The organism is Magnetospirillum sp. SS-4 (genome assembly GCF_902729425.1).
GTDB lineage: Bacteria > Pseudomonadota > Alphaproteobacteria > Rhodospirillales > Magnetospirillaceae > Phaeospirillum.
This window is the reverse complement of sequence record NZ_CACVCH010000002.1, coordinates 11,335-27,026: the sequence shown is the minus strand read 5'-3', so window position 1 is coordinate 27,026 and position 15,692 is coordinate 11,335. Positions and strand designations below refer to the sequence as shown.

Sequence of the window (15,692 nt, the reverse complement as noted above, 5' to 3'; positions counted from 1 at the left end):
TGACCCGGTCGATGACGAACATGAGAAAACTCTTCCTGCTCCGCCACGCCAAGTCCAACTGGGACGACGCCGGCATGGACGACATCGACCGGCCGCTGGCCAAGCGCGGCCGGCTGGCGGCCCGCGCCATGGCCCGTTTCCTGGAGGCCGGCCACATCCGGCCGGCCCTGGTTCTGGTCTCGTCCAGCCGCCGCACGCGGTCCACCTGGGACATCATCGAGCCCAAGCTGGAAGGGGTCCCCGTCGCCATCGAGGACGAGCTTTACGAGGCCGGCCGCGGCGCCCTGCTGCACCGGCTGCGCCGCCTGGACGACAACATCGCCTCGGTGATGCTGATCGGCCACAACCCCGGATTCGCCAATCTGGCGCAGGCGCTGGCCGGCAATCACGGCGATTCCGAGGCGCTGGCCCGCTTGGGCGCCAAGTTCTCGACAGGTGCCCTGGCCGAGATCGAGCTGGATATCGGCCGCTGGAGCGAGATCGAGGCCGGCACCGGCCGTCTTGTCGCCTTCACCCGGCCGAAGGATCTGGAGCCGTCTCCAGAACCGCCCGCGCCAACGGAACCGTGACGGCGCGGCGCCCGGCCATGGCGGCGCGGTCCAGCCGCTCCACCAGCCGGGCGGCGGCGGCGAAGCTGCGCTCCATCCGCCCCAGCAGATAGGACACCACGTCTTCTCCAACGCGAAGCTGACGGTCGGCGAACAGCTTGACCAGCAACGCCGCCAACACCTCGTCGTCGGGGGCGCCGATGGCCAGCGCCGGCATCGCCAGCAGCCGCGAGCGCAAGTCGGGCAGCGTGACCGGCCAACGCGACGGCGGCTCGCGCCCGCTCAGCAGCAGGCGGCCGCCGGTCTCCTTCACCAGATTGATCAGGTGAAACAGCGCCGCCTCGTCAAGACCGCCCCGGTCGCAATCCTCCACCACCACCACCGGCGACACGGCCAGCAGGCGGGGGGGATCGGCCACGCCCAGGGTGGCGGCGGCGATGGTGACGGCGCCGCTGGCGACGGCGAACACCCGGGCGAGATGGGTCTTGCCGCTGCCGGCGGGGCCATGGATCACCGAGGCCGGTCCGGGCCAGCCGGCCCAGCGCTCCAGCCAGGCATGGGCCTCGGCGTTGCAGGGCGCCACCAGGAAATCGGCGTCGGTCAGGGCCGGACGATGGCCGAGATCGAGAGGAATCTGAGCCTCGGTCATGGCTGGCCGTCGGGCTCTCCGCTGCCGGTGTAAAGCGAACTCGCCCGATACCTGCCCATGGCGAATCGGGTCGCCACCCCCACCACCGACGCCACCGGCACCGCCAGCAGCACGCCGACGAATCCGAACAGCGCCGCCCCCGACAGCAGCGAGAAGATGATCCATACCGGATGCAACCCCACCCGATCCCCCACCAGATTGGGAGTCAGGATGTTGCCTTCCAGGATGTTGCCGAGGATGAACACCACCGCCACGCCGCCCAGCAGGAACGGCTCGCCCCCCTGGGCGATCGCCAGTCCGACGCTGGCCATCAAGCCGATCAGCATGCCCACATAGGGCACGAAGGCGCCGAGACCGGTGCCGATGCCGATCATCAGGCCAAGGTCAAGGCCGGTCAGGGTCAGGCCGATGCCGTAGAAGGTCGCCATGGCGATGCAGACCGTGGCCTGACCGCGGACGAAACCGGCCAGGGTGCGGTCGACCTCGCGCAGTTCCTCCCGGATGGTGTCGGCGTGATGGCGCGGCAGCCAGCCGTCGATGGTGGCGGTCATCCGGTCCCAGTCGCGCAGCAGATAGAACGTCACCACCGGGGTGATGAACAGCAACGACAAGATGCCGAACACGGCGATTCCGCCGGTCAGCACCTGCTTCAACAGGTCAAGCCCCCAGCCGGCGACGGTGCCGGCATAGGCGCCCAGCGACCCCTGAAGCTTTTCCACCTCGGCGGGCGTCAGGTGATCGTAAATATCCTTGAGCAGCGGCCGCACCCGCTCGTTGAGGGTCGCCACATAGCCGGGCAGGCGCTGCACGAAGGTGGAGACTTGCTGCTCCAGCACCGGAATCAGGAGGAACAGCAGCACCCCGAACACCGAAAAGAACGCCAGCGTGATCAGGCCGGTGGCCCAGACCCGCGACAGGCCCAGCCGTTCCAGCCGGTCGGCCTGCGGGTCGAGGAAATAGGCGATGGCCATGCCGGCCACGAACGGCAGCAGCACCCCGCGCAGCAGATACAGCGCCACCAGGAACAGCAGGGCGCAGAAAGCCCAGAACCTGATCCGCTGGGCCGGTGTCATGGCCGGCTGCATCCGCCGATCCAGCATCATGGTCGTCTTCCCCCAATCCTATCTGTGCACGGCCAGCCGCATGGTCCAATAGCCCTCGTTCCAGTCCAGCGCCAGACCGGCCGAAGCCAGGGCGGCCTTGATCTGCTCGGGCTCGCCCACGGTGTGCAGCACCAGGGCGGCTTCCTCCCGCGACAGCGACACGATCTCCCAGCGCCGCACCATGGGCACCCCGCCCAGGCGCTCGCGCACCATCAGCCAGTCTTCCAGCCCGCGCAGCGGCACCAGCGTGCCCATGGTGCCGGCCCGGTCGAAAGCCAGCAGGTTCTGCTGCTTGTAGGCGGCATCGAAGCCGGCGGCGATGTCGAGGGCGGCGACGCGCTGCCCGGCCTCCACGTCGCCATCGGGCAAGGGATAGGAGCGGGTCTCGAATGGCCGCAGCACGCCGGGGGCTCCCATCAGGCCCACATCCACGGCAGTGCCGGCGGAATTGACGGACGCCACCGCCACCACCACGTCGCCGGTACGGAACCGCGCGCCCAGCGCGCCCAGGGCTTCGGCGTCCAGGGCCAGCGCCTTGTCCACGGTCAGGGTGGCCAGATCGGCGGTGTCTCCGGCGGGAACCGCCAACGGCACCAAGCCGCCGGTTCCCTGCGCCGCCCAGGCCGCCCGCCACGGATTGGGATCGTCCCACAGCACCGGCCGGCCGCCGCCCTGGGGCCGGAACAGCGGCACGATCACCACCGGGCGGGAGCGCGGTTCGGCGTACTTGATGCCGGAATCGCGCAGCAGCTTCTTCACCGCGACGGGATTGTAGCGTACCGTCAGGGTGGCGATGTAGCGTACCGCCGAGGATCGCTCGCGCTCGATGGAAACGTCCCGGACATATTGCGCCGCCTCCCCCCCGGGCAGGCGAACATGGTCGGCGGGCATGGTCAGGCGTTCCAGCAATCGGCGGAAGCCGACGCGCTCCGCCTCGGCCATAGCCTGTTCCTTGGCGCCGGCGACGCCGCCCGCGGTCACGTCCACGTCAATGCCGCGCACGGCGAAGGCGTCGGCCGCCATCGCCGCCGGCGATGCCGCCAGCCAGGCCGACAGGATCAGCGCGCCCCATACAAGGCGGAGAGAAGCCATTGCAAACCGTCCGGGATCAAGTATCTTCCACCGAATTCCGCGCCGACCATACCACACCGAAGCATACGAGGAAGCCCATTCCCGCGCACGACGACAAGCAAGGCCTGACCTACCGCGACGCGGGCGTCGACATCGACGCCGGCGAGGCATTGGTCGAGGCCATCAAGCCGCTCGCCAAATCCACCGCCCGCTCCGGCGGCGCCGCCGGTCTCGGCGGATTCGGCGCGCTGTTCGACCCCAGGGCCGCCGGGTTCAAGGACCCGATCCTGGTGGCCGCCACCGACGGCGTCGGCACCAAGCTGAAGGTCGCCATCGAAGCCGGCAGGCACGACACCGTCGGCATCGATCTGGTGGCCATGTGCGTCAACGATCTGGTGGTCCAGGGGGCCGAGCCGCTGTTCTTCCTGGATTACTTCGCCACCGGCAAGCTGGATGTCGCCGCCGGAACCAGCATCGTCGCCGGCATCGCCGAGGGTTGCCGGCAGGCCGGCTGCGCCCTGGTGGGCGGCGAGACCGCCGAGATGCCGGGCATGTACGGCCCCGGCGACTACGATCTGGCCGGCTTCTCGGTCGGCGCCGCCGAGCGCGGCCAGTTGCTGCCCCGGGAAGACGTGACCGAGGGCGACGTGCTGCTGGGGCTTGCCTCCACCGGCGTCCATTCCAACGGCTTTTCCCTGGTGCGCCGCATCGTCGAGAAGGGCGGCCTGTCCTACGGCCAGCCGGCTCCGTTCGCCCCCGGCCGCACCCTGGGCGAGGCCCTGCTGGACCCCACCCGTATCTATGTGAAGAGCTGCCTTGCCGCCATCCGCGCCAACACCATCAAGGCGCTGGCCCACATCACCGGCGGCGGCCTGATCGAGAACGTGCCGCGCGTTCTGCCCGAAGGCGTGGTGGCCGAGATCGACGGATCGGCCTGGACCCTGCCGCCGGTCTTCGTCTGGCTGGCCCGGCAAGGCGGCGTCGCCGCCCACGAAATGGCCCGCACCTTCAATTGCGGCATCGGCATGGTGGTGGTCTCGGCCCCCGGCAAGGCCGACGAGGCCGAACGCATCCTGACGGCCCATGGCGAGACGGTGCGGCGCATCGGCCGCATCCGCCGGCGGGTCGGCGACGAGGCCCAGAGTCAGGTATTGAACCAGGACGGCTGGGCGTGAGACGGAAGGTCGGCGTACTGGTCTCGGGACGGGGTAGCAACCTGCAAGCCCTGATCGACGCCTGCGCCGATCCGGCCTATCCGGCCGGCATCGCGCTGGTGATCTCCAACGTCGCCGGCGCCTACGCCCTGGAGCGGGCGGCCAAGGCCGGCATTCCCACCCTGGTCATCCCCCACGGGGGATTTGCGTCCCGCGAGGCCTTCGACGCAGAAATGGACAACGCCCTGCGGGCCGCCGGAATCGAGATCATCTGCCTTGCCGGCTTCATGCGCCTGCTGTCGGCGGGCTTCGTCGAAAGCTGGCGCGATCGGATGATCAACATCCATCCGTCGCTGCTGCCCTCGTTCAAGGGTCTGCACACCCACCGCCGCGCCATCGAGGCCGGGGTGAAGCTGCACGGCTGCACCGTCCATCTGGTGACGCCCGATCTGGACGACGGCCCCATCCTGGTTCAGTCCGCCGTGCCGGTTCTGGCCGGCGACGACGAGAACAGCCTCGCCGCCCGCGTGCTGGAGCAGGAGCACAAGGCCTATCCCCTGGCGCTGCGGCTGCTGGCCGAGGACCGGGTGACGGTCGAGGGCAACCGCGCCCTGATCCGGGATGCCTGAGCCCGGGTCCGTTCCCACCTCCATCCTGGTCTATGTCGGCCTGGACGCGGTCGGCGACGGCCTGATCAAGCTGCCGTTCGTCCGGGCGTTGCGCGCCGCCTTCCCCGCCGCCCGCATCACCTGGATGGCGGGCAAGGGACACACCGTCTACGCCGATGCGCTGGCGCCGCTGGTGAGCGGACTGATCGACGAGGTGATGGACGAGGCCGGAATCGGCAGCCGCCCGGCCGAATTGCTGCGCGATCCCCTGCCCGGCCGGGCCTTCGACCTTATCATCGACACCCAGCGCCGGCTGATGACCACCCTGATCCTGAAGCGCATCCGCCACCGCCGCTTCATCTCGGCGGCGGCGGGGTATCTGCTGTCCGATTCCCGCCCGGCCTCCGCCGGACGACCGCCGGCCATGGCGGCGCAGCTGATGGCGCTGGCGGAGCTTGCCGCCGGCCGGCCCGTCGCCGCCGGCACTCCCCTGCCCCACCTGCCCGATGTGGAAGTCCTGGCCGGAACCTTGCTGCCGCCCGGCCCGGTCTATGCCGGCTTTGCTCCCGGAGCCGGCGGCAAGCACAAATGCTGGCCGCTGGACCGCTTCTGCCAGATGGCCAACCATCTTGCCGCCAGGGGAGCGGTTCCGGTCTTCCTGCTGGGGCCGGCGGAAAGCGGCTGGATCGACACGATTCGGACGGCGGTCCCCACTGCCTTGCTGCCGCTGCAACAGATAGAGGCCGGAATGCTCTCGCCCCTGCTCACCATCGCCCTGGGGCGGCGGTTGCGGGTGGCGCTGGCCAATGACAGCGGCACCGGCCACATGCTGGCCGCCGCCGACATCCCCCTGGTGTCGCTGTTCGGACCGACGCCGGCCGACAAGTTCGCCCCGTCCGCCGTTCGGCTGACCATCCTGCGCGCCCAGGACTTCGGTTCCGACGCCATCGAGGCCATTCCGCCGGCCGAGGTCGCGAAATCCCTGGAGAAGTGTTTGCTTTGACCNCCGCCAGGGGAGCGGTTCCGGTCTTCCTGCTGGGGCCGGCGGAAAGCGGCTGGATCGACACGATTCGGACGGCGGTCCCCACTGCCTTGCTGCCGCTGCAACAGATAGAGGCCGGAATGCTCTCGCCCCTGCTCACCATCGCCCTGGGGCGGCGGTTGCGGGTGGCGCTGGCCAATGACAGCGGCACCGGCCACATGCTGGCCGCCGCCGACATCCCCCTGGTGTCGCTGTTCGGACCGACGCCGGCCGACAAGTTCGCCCCGTCCGCCGTTCGGCTGACCATCCTGCGCGCCCAGGACTTCGGTTCCGACGCCATCGAGGCCATTCCGCCGGCCGAGGTCGCGAAATCCCTGGAGAAGTGTTTGCTTTGACCGGGGCCGACCCTGCCGCTACGATGCCCCGAATCCATGTAACGCGAGCGTCATCATGAACATCAAGGACCATATCCGCGGCGTTCCCGACTTTCCCAAGCCGGGCATCCTGTTCTACGACATCTCCACCCTGCTGGCCCATCCGGACGCCTGGCAGGTCGCCATGGGCCGGTTGGCCCGCGAGGTGCGCCGGTTCCAGCCCGACGTGCTGGCCGGCATCGAATCCCGCGGCTTCCTGGTGGCGGCGCCGCTGGCGCTGAAGCTGGGCTGCGGCTTCGTCATGCTGCGTAAGAAGGGCAAGCTGCCGGGCAAGACGATCCGCCACGACTACGCCCTGGAATACGGCACCGACACCATCGAGATTCAGGAAAACGCGGTGGAACCCGGCCAGCGCGTGGTGGTGCTGGACGATCTGCTGGCCACCGGCGGCACGCTGGGCGCCAGCATCGAATTGCTGCGCAAGATCGGCGCCCATGTGACCGGCGCCGCCAGCATCATCGAACTGAACTTCCTGCCGGGCCGCCAGCGGCTGAGGGAACTGGACGTTCCCTTCGCCAGCCTCGCCGCCTACGACGAGTAAGCCGGCACGGGATGGACATCACGGTTCAGGCGGCGCTGCTGGGGGCGGTGGCGGGATCGGCGGCGACGCTGGCCCTGGCAACCGTCCTGCGCCGCCGGCCGCCGCCGCCGCCGCCGGATACCGCCGCCGCCGCCCAGCGCCAGTTGGTGGACGCGCTGAGCAACGGCACCGACGGCGTGGCGTTGTACGATTCCGCCAATCGCCTGATCACCTGCAACGAACGTTATCGTTCCCTGCTGAAGCCGATCACCCCCCTGATCGAGCCCGGCGCGCCGTTCGGCCAGATGATGGCCGCCCTCGCCCGCGCCGAGGGGCACGGCCCCGATTGGCTGGCCTCGGACGATGCCACCAATGTCGAGGAACAGTTCCGCGACGGCCACTGGGTCATGGTCAACGCCTACCGCATCAAGGATGGCGGCTGGCTGCGCATCCTGCGCGACATCACCATCCGCAAGCAGGCCCAGCTGTCGCTGGAAAACACCGTCGCGTGGCTGAAGGGGGTGATGGACACGGTGGTCGATGGCATCATCACCATCGACGAGAGCGGAACGGTGCTGTCGTTCAACACCGCCGCCGAACGCATCTTCGGCTATGCCGCCGACGAGGTGGTCGGCCGCAACATCAACATGCTGATGCCGGAACCGGACCGCTCGCGCCACGATTCCTACATCGACAACTATCTGAAATCCGGCCTGCGCCGCATCATCGGCAGCGGCCGCGAGGTTCAGGGACTGCGCCGCGACGGCCGCATCTTCCCGATCGATCTGGCCGTGGCCGAAATGCGCGACGCCGACATGATCACCTTCATCGGCGTGGTGCGCGACATCACCCAGCGCAAGCAGGTGGAAAACGCCCTGGTGCGAAGCGAGGCCCGCTTCCGCACCCAGGCCACCCGGTTGCAGGCGATCATGGACAACATGGCCCAGGGGCTGGCGGTGTTCGACGCCGATGATTCCCTGATCGCGCTCAACGAAGCGGCCATCCGCATGCTGGGCCTGCCCAAGGCGGAAATCACGCCGGGCACCATCGACATCTCCTTGTTCATGGCGCTGCTGGCGGCCAGCGACTGCCCGCAGGGGCCCGACGCGGTGCGCCTCACCAGCGATCTGGCCGAGAACATCCGCCAGCGGCCGGAAATGGTGTTCGAGCACTCGGCGGCCAACGGCGTCATCATGGAAGTGCGGTCGTCCTCGATGCCGGGCGGCGGCCTGATCCTCAGCTTCACCGACGTCACCGACCGCAAGCGCACCGAGCAAACCCTCCGGATCGCCAAGGAGGAGGCCGAACGCGGCAACCGCGCCAAGAACACCTTCCTCGCCAATATAAGCCACGAACTGCGCACGCCGCTCAACGCCATCATCGGTTTCTCCGAGATGATGAAGCACGAGATCTTCGGGCCGCTGGAACCGGCCAGCTACCGAACCTACGTGGACGACATCCACGAAAGCGGCATGCATCTGCTGGAACTGATCAACGATATCCTGGACATGTCGAAGGCCGAGGCCGGCATGACCGACCTTCAGGAAAGCCCGGTCGACATGGCGGACATCATCCGCACCTCGGGACGCATGCTGGCGCGCCGCGCCGCCAATGCAGGAATCGACATCGTCGAGGACGTGCCGCCGCACCTGCCGCTGCTGCTGGCGGACGAGCGGCGCATGCGCCAGATCGTCCTCAACCTGCTGTCCAACGCCGTCAAGTTCACCGACGACGGCGGCCGGGTGACGGTGTCGACGCGGGTGGACGCCGCCGGAGCCTTCATCATCCGCATCCAGGATACCGGCATCGGCATGACCGCCGAGGACATGGTGCGGGTGATGGAACCCTTCGTCCAGGCCGATACCAGGCTGTCGCGCAAGTACGAGGGCAGCGGCCTCGGCCTGCCGCTGACCAAGGCGCTGATCGCCGCCCATGGCGGCACCCTCGACCTGGAAAGCGAGCCGGGCAAGGGCACCACCGCCACCGTATCGCTTCCGGCCGCCCGCATTCTTCGGTCCGGCGCGACGGCGGAGGCGTAACCCCGGCGCGTTCCCGTCCTCCGCAACCGCGGAAGACCCGGGACAGCAAAAAGCCCCGGCCGTTTCCGACCGGGGCTTTCCGTTTCACTCAAGGTCCGGTGATCAGTGACCCGCGACCATCGCCAGCAGCAGAATGGCGACGATGTTGATGATCTTGATCATCGGGTTGACGGCCGGGCCGGCGGTGTCCTTGTAGGGATCGCCGACGGTGTCGCCGGTGACCGCCGCCTTGTGGGCGTCGGACCCCTTGCCACCATGATGGCCGTCCTCGATGTACTTCTTGGCGTTGTCCCACGCGCCGCCGCCCGAGGTCATCGAGATAGCGACGAACAGGCCGGTGACGATGGTGCCCAGCAGCATGGCGCCGACCGCGGTGAAGGCGGCCTTCTGGTCGGCGGCCAGCAGGATCACGAAGTACAGCACGATCGGCGACAGCACCGGCAGCATCGAGGGAACGATCATTTCCTTGATCGCGGCCTTGGTCAGCATGTCGACGGCACGACCGTAATCGGGCTTGCCGGTGCCTTCCATGATGCCCGGGATTTCCTTGAACTGGCGACGGACTTCCACCACCACCGAACCGGCGGCGCGGCCGACCGCCTGCATTCCCATGGCGCCGAACAGATAGGGCAGCAGACCGCCGAGGAACAGGCCGATCACCACATAGGGGTCCTCAAGGCTGAAAGTCACGTTCAGCTTGGGGAAGTAGTGCTTCAGGTCCTCGGTATAGGCGGCGAACAGCACCAGCGAGGCCAGGCCGGCCGAGCCGATGGCGTAGCCCTTGGTGACCGCCTTGGTGGTGTTGCCGACGGCGTCCAGCGCGTCGGTAATCTTGCGGACCTCCTTGGGCAGTTCCGCCATCTCGGCGATGCCGCCGGCGTTGTCGGTCACCGGACCGTAGGCGTCCAGCGCCACGATCATGCCGGCCAGGGCCAGCATGGTGGTCGCCGCCACCGAGATGCCGAACAGGCCGGCGATCTTGTAGGTGACGATGATGGCGATCGAGATCACGATCACCGGCAGGGCGCAGGCTTCCATGGAAACCGCCAGACCCTGGATCACGTTGGTGCCGTGACCGGTGGTCGAGGCCTGGGCCACCGACTTGACCGGACGGTAGTCGGTGCCGGTGTAGTACTCGGTGATCCACACCAGCAGGCCGGTGACGACCAGGCCGACCATGGCGCAGGCGAACAGGCCGGAACCGCTGATGACCAGCTTGGTGGAGGTCTCGAAGGTGGCGCCGAAACCGCCGAGCATCACGTTGATGATGACGGCGATCAGCACCGCCGACAGCACGCCGGTGACGATCAGGCCCTTGTACAGCGCCTTCATGATGTTGTTGGTGGCGTCGAGCTTCACGAAGAAGGTGCCGACGATGGAGGCGAAGATGCACACGCCGCAGATGACCAGCGGCAGCATCATCATGCTTTCCTGGGCGGCGCCGGTGAAGAAGATCGAGCCCAGCAGCATGGTGCCGACCACGGTCACCGCATAGGTCTCGAACAGGTCGGCGGCCATGCCGGCGCAATCGCCGACGTTGTCGCCGACGTTGTCGGCGATGACGGCCGGGTTGCGGGGATCGTCTTCCGGAATTCCGGCCTCGACCTTGCCCACCAGATCGGCGCCCACGTCAGCGCCCTTGGTGAAGATGCCGCCGCCGAGACGGGCGAAGATGGAAATCAAGGAGGCGCCGAACGACAGGGCCACCAGAGACTCCAGCAGGCCGCGCGGATCGATGCCGACATTCTTCAGCACCAGATAGTAGCCGGCGACGCCGATCAGGCCCAGGCCAACCACCAGCAGGCCGGTGATGGCGCCCGACTTGAAGGCGACGTCAAGCGCCTGCTGCATGCCGCCGGAACGGGCGGCCTCGGCGGTGCGGACGTTGGCACGCACCGAGACGTTCATGCCGACATAGCCGGCGACGCCCGACAGCACGGCGCCGATGACGAAGCCGACGGCCTGATAGATGCCGAGACGCCAGGCCAGGATGATGGTCACGGCGACGCCGACATAGGCGATGGCGGTGTACTGACGGTTCAGATAGGCGGCAGCGCCTTCCTGAACCGCGGCGGCGATTTCCTGCATCCGGGCGGTGCCGGCCGAGGTCGCCATCACCGACTTGATGGCGTAGACCCCGTACAGCAGCGCCAGGACGCCGCATGCGATCACGAAGAGGTTGGTCATTTTGGTTCGAGTCCCCTGATGAATCTTCTCAGCGTCGCATCTCGCGTTACGTCCGGCGAGGAGTGCTGGTGCGTGTGGAGGACGACGGAAGCGTGGAGAAACTGCCAGAATAAGCCGGGCGATGCAATAAAATGCTGGCGGTGAATTCCTACCCAGGATTCCACGCCCAAAAGCCGGTGAATTCCAGCCTTTTTCAGCCCGAATGGAAGGTCCGGCCCCATCCCTTCAGGTAGGTGACCTCACTTCAGCACCGGATTCTCGATGGCCACACCCTTCAGGTAGCTGGCTCCCAGGGTCTTGTCGGTGACGGCCAGCAGCCGCCGCTGGATGGCGGGAACGTCCAGCGGCTGGCCCTCGCGCATGGAGACGCTGAGGAATTCCATCATGTCGGCCAGATAGGCGTTCTGAAGCCGGGGCAGGTTGCGGGCGACGATTTCCTTGTTGGCGGGCTCGACCTCCAGGCGAACGATCATCTCCGCCTGCTTCTTGACCTCGCGATCCTGGATGACCGGAACGATCAGAACCCCGAACTCGACATAACTTGGCGGCGGCGGCGGCGGCGGCGGCGCGTCCTTCTGCACCATCGGCGCCGTGATCCCCAGCTTGGCCAGGGGATCGATGCCCATGAAGTAGAGGCCGCCAATCACGGCGCCGATCAGCACCAGCAAGGCCACCACGATAAGTATCAAACGGACCAAGCTCGGTTCCCCCTTATTGTCCGGCGTGGCGAAAGTGCCGCCAGCCGGCCTGCTTCAGGGCGAGCGCCCGCCCGTCTCCGCCCCGCACCGTCACCAGCCCCTCCCCCTCGGCGGCAGCCGCCACCCGCCCGATCCGGAAGAGCGGCACCCCGGCCTCGGCGGATAGTCCGGCCAGCGCCGCCGCCGACGCGGGCGGAGCGGTGAACAGCAATTCGTAATCATCGCCTCCCGTCAGGACCAGGGCAAGCAGGGACTCGTCCGCGGCCACCGCCCGACCGGCGGCGGCCGACAGCGGAACCCGGCCGGCCTCGATCTCGGCCGCGACGCCCGAGGCGCGGCAGAGATGGCCGAGATCCTGGACCAGACCGTCAGAGACATCCATCCCGGCCGTCGCCAGCCCCGGCAGGCGTCGCCCAAGGCCGCAGCGGGGGGTGGGAAGCCGGTAGCGGCCGGCAAGGAAGGCCAGATCGGCGGAATCCAGGCCGGAAAGCTGGCCGCGAATGGCCCGCAGTCCCAGGGCGCCGTCGCCGATGCCGCCCGATACCCATACGTCGTCGCCGGGCCGTGCGCCCGAGCGCAGCACTCCCCTGCCCGCCTCGACCCGCCCAAGGGCGGTCAGGGTCAGGGTCAGCGGACCGGGGGTGGACACGGTGTCGCCGCCGATCAGACTGACGCCGAAATGTTCGACGTCCTGTTTCAGCCCGTCGGCGAAGGACCGTAGCCAATCCCAGCCGGTTCCGGCCGGAAAAGCGGCCGCCAGCATGATGAAGGCCGGCCGCGCCCCCTTGGCGGCCAGATCGGACAGATTGACCCGCACCAGCTTGCGGGCGATCAGGTCCGGCGGATCGTCGGGCAGGAAATGCACCCCCGCCACCATGGCATCCATGGTGGCGACGGTGTCGAAGCCGGGTTCCGCCTTCAGAAAGGCGGCATCGTCGGTCAGGTCGAGGGCGCCGGGGCAACCGGATGCCAGCGGCGCGAACAACTCGGCGATCAGCTCGAATTCGTCGGGTCGGTCCGCGGCGGGGCGGGTCATTCCATCACCCTCCCCTGCCGGTCTCCTCCGGGCGAAGCGTCTGGGCGAGACGGTCGAGCACGGCGTTGACCAGCCCCGGTTCCGGCCCCGAATAAAAGGCATGGGCGACGTCGACCCATTCCGAGATGCAGACGCGGGTCGGAGTCTGGGACCGGGTCCGAAGTTCCCACGCCCCGGACCGCAGAATGGCGCGCAGCACCGATTCCAGCCGCTCGGCGGTCCAGTCGCCTGTCAGCGCGCCGCTGATCAGCTGATCGAGAGTGGCGGCATCGGCGGTGACGCCCCGGACCGTCTGGCCCAGCAGCGACGAATCCGGCTCGGCCATGCGTCCACGCGGTTCTTCGGCGCGACGGGCCTTGGAATCGAGCAGCGCCTGTTCGTCGGAAACGCCGGTCATCTCCATCTGATAGAGCGCCTGCACCGCCGCCAGGCGGGCGGCGCTACGCCGGGCAACGGATGGATTCTGGCTCATTTCGCAAGTCCGAGGTCGCGTTTGACCGCCATCATCCGCAGGCAGGCCCGCGCCGCCTGCCCCCCCAGGTTCTTGCGCGCCGGATCGGACCGGGCCAGGGCCTGCGCCTCGTTGTGCACGGTGAGCACGCCGTTGCCCAGCGCCAGATCATAGGCCATGGACAGGTCGGCGATGCCGCGCATGCACTCGGCCCCCACATGGTGGTAATGGTCGGATTCGCCCCTGATGGCGCAGCCCAGGGTGACGAAACCATCGTAGCGGGCGGAATCGTTGCCCTGCTCGGCGGCGGTCACCACCAGCTTCAGCGCCGCCGGTAGCTCGAAAATGCCGGGAACCACCAGCAGGTCATGGGAGATTCCGGCCTTGTCCAGCTCCTCGCGGGCGCCGGCCAGCAGGCCATCGGCGATATGGTCGTAGAAGCGGGCCTCGATGATCAGGACACGGGACATGGGATTACCTCCTCAGCCGACCGGAATCGGCCGCTGTTCCACCACCTTGAGGCCGTATCCATCGAGGCCGATGATGGACCGCTTGGTGTTGGACAGCAGAATCATTTCATGGATGCCCAGATCCAGCAATATCTGGGCGCCGACGCCGTAATCGCGCAGCGCCGGAGTGAGCGGGCGGCGCTCCAGATGGGCGCGGACCCGGTCGGACAGGCTGGTGGGCTGGGGTTCGCGGATCAGCACGATGGCGCCGGAGCCATGCTCGGCGATCATCTCCATGGCGGAATGAAGCTCGCCGGCCTTGCCGGACCCCTGATCACCCAGCACGTCGTCCAGCACGTTGACGGCGTGGACGCGGACCATCACCGGCTTGCCGCCGGCCAGATCGCCCTTGACCAGGGCGATGTGCTCGGCATAGGCGACGGTATTGACATAGACCATCATGGTCCAGTCGCCGCCCCACTTGGAATGGAACGGCGTCTCCAGCTCGCGGGCCACCAGATTGTCGTTGCGGCGGCGATAGGCGATCAGGTCGGCGATGGTGGCGATCTTGAGGCCATGGGTCCGGGCGAAGGTCACCAGATCGGGCATGCGGGCCATGGTGCCGTCGTCGTTCATGATCTCGCAGATCACGCCCGACGGATTCAGCCCGGCGAGGCGCGAGATGTCCACCGCCGCCTCGGTATGGCCGGCCCGGACCAGCACGCCGCCGTCGCGGGCCACCAGCGGAAAGACGTGCCCTGGGGTGACGATGTCGTGGCGCCCCTTGGCAGGGTCGATGGCCACCTGAACAGTGCGGGAACGGTCGGCGGCGGAAATGCCGGTGGTGACCCCTTCCCGCGCCTCGATCGAGACGGTGAAGGCGGTCTGCATGCGGGTGCCGTTGTCGGCGCTCATCAGGCGCAGGCCCAGTTCCTCCACCCGCTGGCGGGCCATGGACAGGCAGATCAGCCCCCGGCCGTAGCGGGCCATGAAGTTGACGGCCTCGGGACTGGCCTTCTCGGCCGGAATGACGAGGTCGCCCTCGTTCTCGCGGTCCTCGTCGTCGACCAGGATGAACATGCGGCCCTGACGGGCCTCCTCGATGATGTCCTCGATGGACGACAGATACTGGTGATATTCCGACACGGCGGCGCTAATCCCTATCAAGAAGGCGCGCAACATAGCGCGCCAGCATGTCGATTTCCATATTCACCGAATCGCCGACCGCATAGCCGCCGAACGTGGTGACCGACTGGGTATGGGGAATGATGTTGACGCCGAAGCGGCGGCCATCGACCTCGTTGACGGTCAGCGACACGCCGTCCAGGGCCACCGAGCCCTTGGGCGCCACGAACTTGGCCAGTTCCCCGGGCGTTTCGAAGGTATAGCGCCTGGATTCGTTTTCCGGACGGATGTCAACCACGCGGGCGACGCCGTCCACATGACCGGAAACGATATGGCCGCCCAGTTCGTCGCCGACCTTCAGCGCCCGTTCCAGGTTGATGCGGGTGCCGGCGGCCCAGCCGCCCAGGGTGGTCTTCGACAGGGTCTCGGCCGAGGCCTCGACCGCGTGCCAGCCCGGCCCGGTCTCGACCACGGTCAGGCAGACGCCGTTATGGGCGATGGAAGCCCCCAGGGCGATGGAGGCGGAATCGTAGCGACTGGAAATCTCGAAGCGGGTCTCGCGGCCTTCGCCGCCGATGACCCGCCGCACCTCGCCTAGATCGGTGACGATGCCGGTAAACATGTCCGTGCAGTCCTTA

At 68.0% G+C, this 15,692-nt stretch carries 17 protein-coding genes; 7 read left to right on the top strand and 10 right to left on the bottom strand.

The features are described from left to right. The first annotated feature begins 20 nt into the window (after positions 1-20). Positions 21-569: a histidine phosphatase family protein gene (locus MTBSS4_RS02280; protein ID WP_173981774.1), complete on the top strand. Its 549-nt coding sequence runs from the start codon at positions 21-23 to the stop codon at positions 567-569. Here the strand turns inward: MTBSS4_RS02280 and MTBSS4_RS02275 are convergent. From MTBSS4_RS02275 to MTBSS4_RS02265, 3 genes are read right to left on the bottom strand one after another with little or no spacing between them, the layout of a single operon-like run. Further along, positions 511-1,197, bottom strand: a complete 687-nt coding sequence (locus MTBSS4_RS02275; protein WP_173981773.1) for a DNA replication protein — start codon at positions 1,195-1,197, stop codon at positions 511-513. The two genes, MTBSS4_RS02280 and MTBSS4_RS02275, sit on opposite strands and share 59 nt — an antisense overlap. Then, a complete protein-coding gene (locus tag MTBSS4_RS02270; RefSeq protein ID WP_254432338.1) occupies positions 1,194-2,300 on the bottom strand; it encodes an AI-2E family transporter in 1,107 nt (368 codons plus the stop codon). The genes MTBSS4_RS02275 and MTBSS4_RS02270 overlap by 4 nt, the downstream gene beginning before the upstream one ends. A gap of 18 nt (positions 2,301-2,318) precedes the next feature. Further along, on the bottom strand, positions 2,319-3,392 hold the full coding sequence (locus tag MTBSS4_RS02265; protein WP_173981772.1) for a DUF2066 domain-containing protein: 1,074 nt from the start codon (positions 3,390-3,392) through the stop codon (positions 2,319-2,321). Between MTBSS4_RS02265 and purM the strand changes: the two genes are divergently transcribed. The 6 genes from purM (at position 3,392) to MTBSS4_RS02235 (ending at position 9,108) form a co-directional block, all read left to right on the top strand. Further along, positions 3,392-4,546, top strand: coding sequence for a phosphoribosylformylglycinamidine cyclo-ligase (gene purM, locus MTBSS4_RS02260; protein ID WP_254432337.1), 1,155 nt, complete (start codon positions 3,392-3,394; stop codon positions 4,544-4,546). The genes MTBSS4_RS02265 and purM overlap by 1 nt on opposite strands. Beyond that, positions 4,543-5,154: a phosphoribosylglycinamide formyltransferase gene (purN, locus tag MTBSS4_RS02255; RefSeq protein WP_173981770.1), complete on the top strand. Its 612-nt coding sequence runs from the start codon at positions 4,543-4,545 to the stop codon at positions 5,152-5,154. Before purM ends, purN begins: the two co-directional genes overlap by 4 nt. Beyond that, on the top strand, positions 5,147-6,136 hold the full coding sequence (locus MTBSS4_RS02250) for a glycosyltransferase family 9 protein (RefSeq protein WP_173981769.1): 990 nt from the start codon (positions 5,147-5,149) through the stop codon (positions 6,134-6,136). Before purN ends, MTBSS4_RS02250 begins: the two co-directional genes overlap by 8 nt. Then, the gene (locus tag MTBSS4_RS02245; RefSeq protein WP_254432336.1) at positions 6,133-6,510 is read left to right on the top strand and encodes a glycosyltransferase family 9 protein; all 378 of its coding nucleotides are present in this window, start codon (positions 6,133-6,135) and stop codon (positions 6,508-6,510) included. Before MTBSS4_RS02250 ends, MTBSS4_RS02245 begins: the two co-directional genes overlap by 4 nt. Positions 6,511-6,565: 55 nt before the next feature. After that, positions 6,566-7,090: an adenine phosphoribosyltransferase gene (locus MTBSS4_RS02240; RefSeq protein WP_173981768.1), complete on the top strand. Its 525-nt coding sequence runs from the start codon at positions 6,566-6,568 to the stop codon at positions 7,088-7,090. A gap of 11 nt (positions 7,091-7,101) precedes the next feature. Continuing rightward, entirely contained in the window at positions 7,102-9,108 is a 2,007-nt protein-coding gene (locus tag MTBSS4_RS02235) for a PAS domain S-box protein (RefSeq protein WP_173981767.1), read from the top strand. 102 nt (positions 9,109-9,210) lie between these two features. Here the strand turns inward: MTBSS4_RS02235 and MTBSS4_RS02230 are convergent, their stop codons facing one another. The 7 genes from MTBSS4_RS02230 to MTBSS4_RS02200 form a co-directional block, all read right to left on the bottom strand. Next, on the bottom strand, positions 9,211-11,295 hold the full coding sequence (locus MTBSS4_RS02230) for a sodium-translocating pyrophosphatase (RefSeq protein WP_173981766.1): 2,085 nt from the start codon (positions 11,293-11,295) through the stop codon (positions 9,211-9,213). A 239-nt stretch (positions 11,296-11,534) separates the two neighbouring features. Further along, positions 11,535-11,993 carry a flagellar basal body-associated protein FliL gene (locus MTBSS4_RS02225; RefSeq protein ID WP_254432335.1) on the bottom strand — a complete coding sequence of 153 codons (459 nt, stop codon included), beginning with the start codon at positions 11,991-11,993 and terminating at the stop codon, positions 11,535-11,537. 13 nt (positions 11,994-12,006) lie between these two features. Then, positions 12,007-13,029: a thiamine-phosphate kinase gene (gene thiL, locus MTBSS4_RS02220; protein WP_173981765.1), complete on the bottom strand. Its 1,023-nt coding sequence runs from the start codon at positions 13,027-13,029 to the stop codon at positions 12,007-12,009. 4 nt (positions 13,030-13,033) lie between these two features. Beyond that, a complete protein-coding gene (gene nusB, locus MTBSS4_RS02215; RefSeq protein WP_173981764.1) occupies positions 13,034-13,501 on the bottom strand; it encodes a transcription antitermination factor NusB in 468 nt (155 codons plus the stop codon). Next, positions 13,498-13,950 (bottom strand): 6,7-dimethyl-8-ribityllumazine synthase, encoded by a 453-nt coding sequence (gene ribH, locus MTBSS4_RS02210; protein WP_173981763.1) that lies wholly within the window; start codon positions 13,948-13,950, stop codon positions 13,498-13,500. The genes nusB and ribH overlap by 4 nt, the downstream gene beginning before the upstream one ends. Before the next feature lie 12 nt (positions 13,951-13,962). Then, positions 13,963-15,111, bottom strand: a complete 1,149-nt coding sequence (gene ribB / locus MTBSS4_RS02205) for a 3,4-dihydroxy-2-butanone-4-phosphate synthase (protein WP_173981762.1) — start codon at positions 15,109-15,111, stop codon at positions 13,963-13,965. Next, on the bottom strand, positions 15,083-15,676 hold the full coding sequence (locus MTBSS4_RS02200) for a riboflavin synthase (RefSeq protein WP_173981761.1): 594 nt from the start codon (positions 15,674-15,676) through the stop codon (positions 15,083-15,085). Before MTBSS4_RS02200 ends, ribB begins: the two co-directional genes overlap by 29 nt. Between the last annotated feature and the right edge of the window lie 16 nt (positions 15,677-15,692).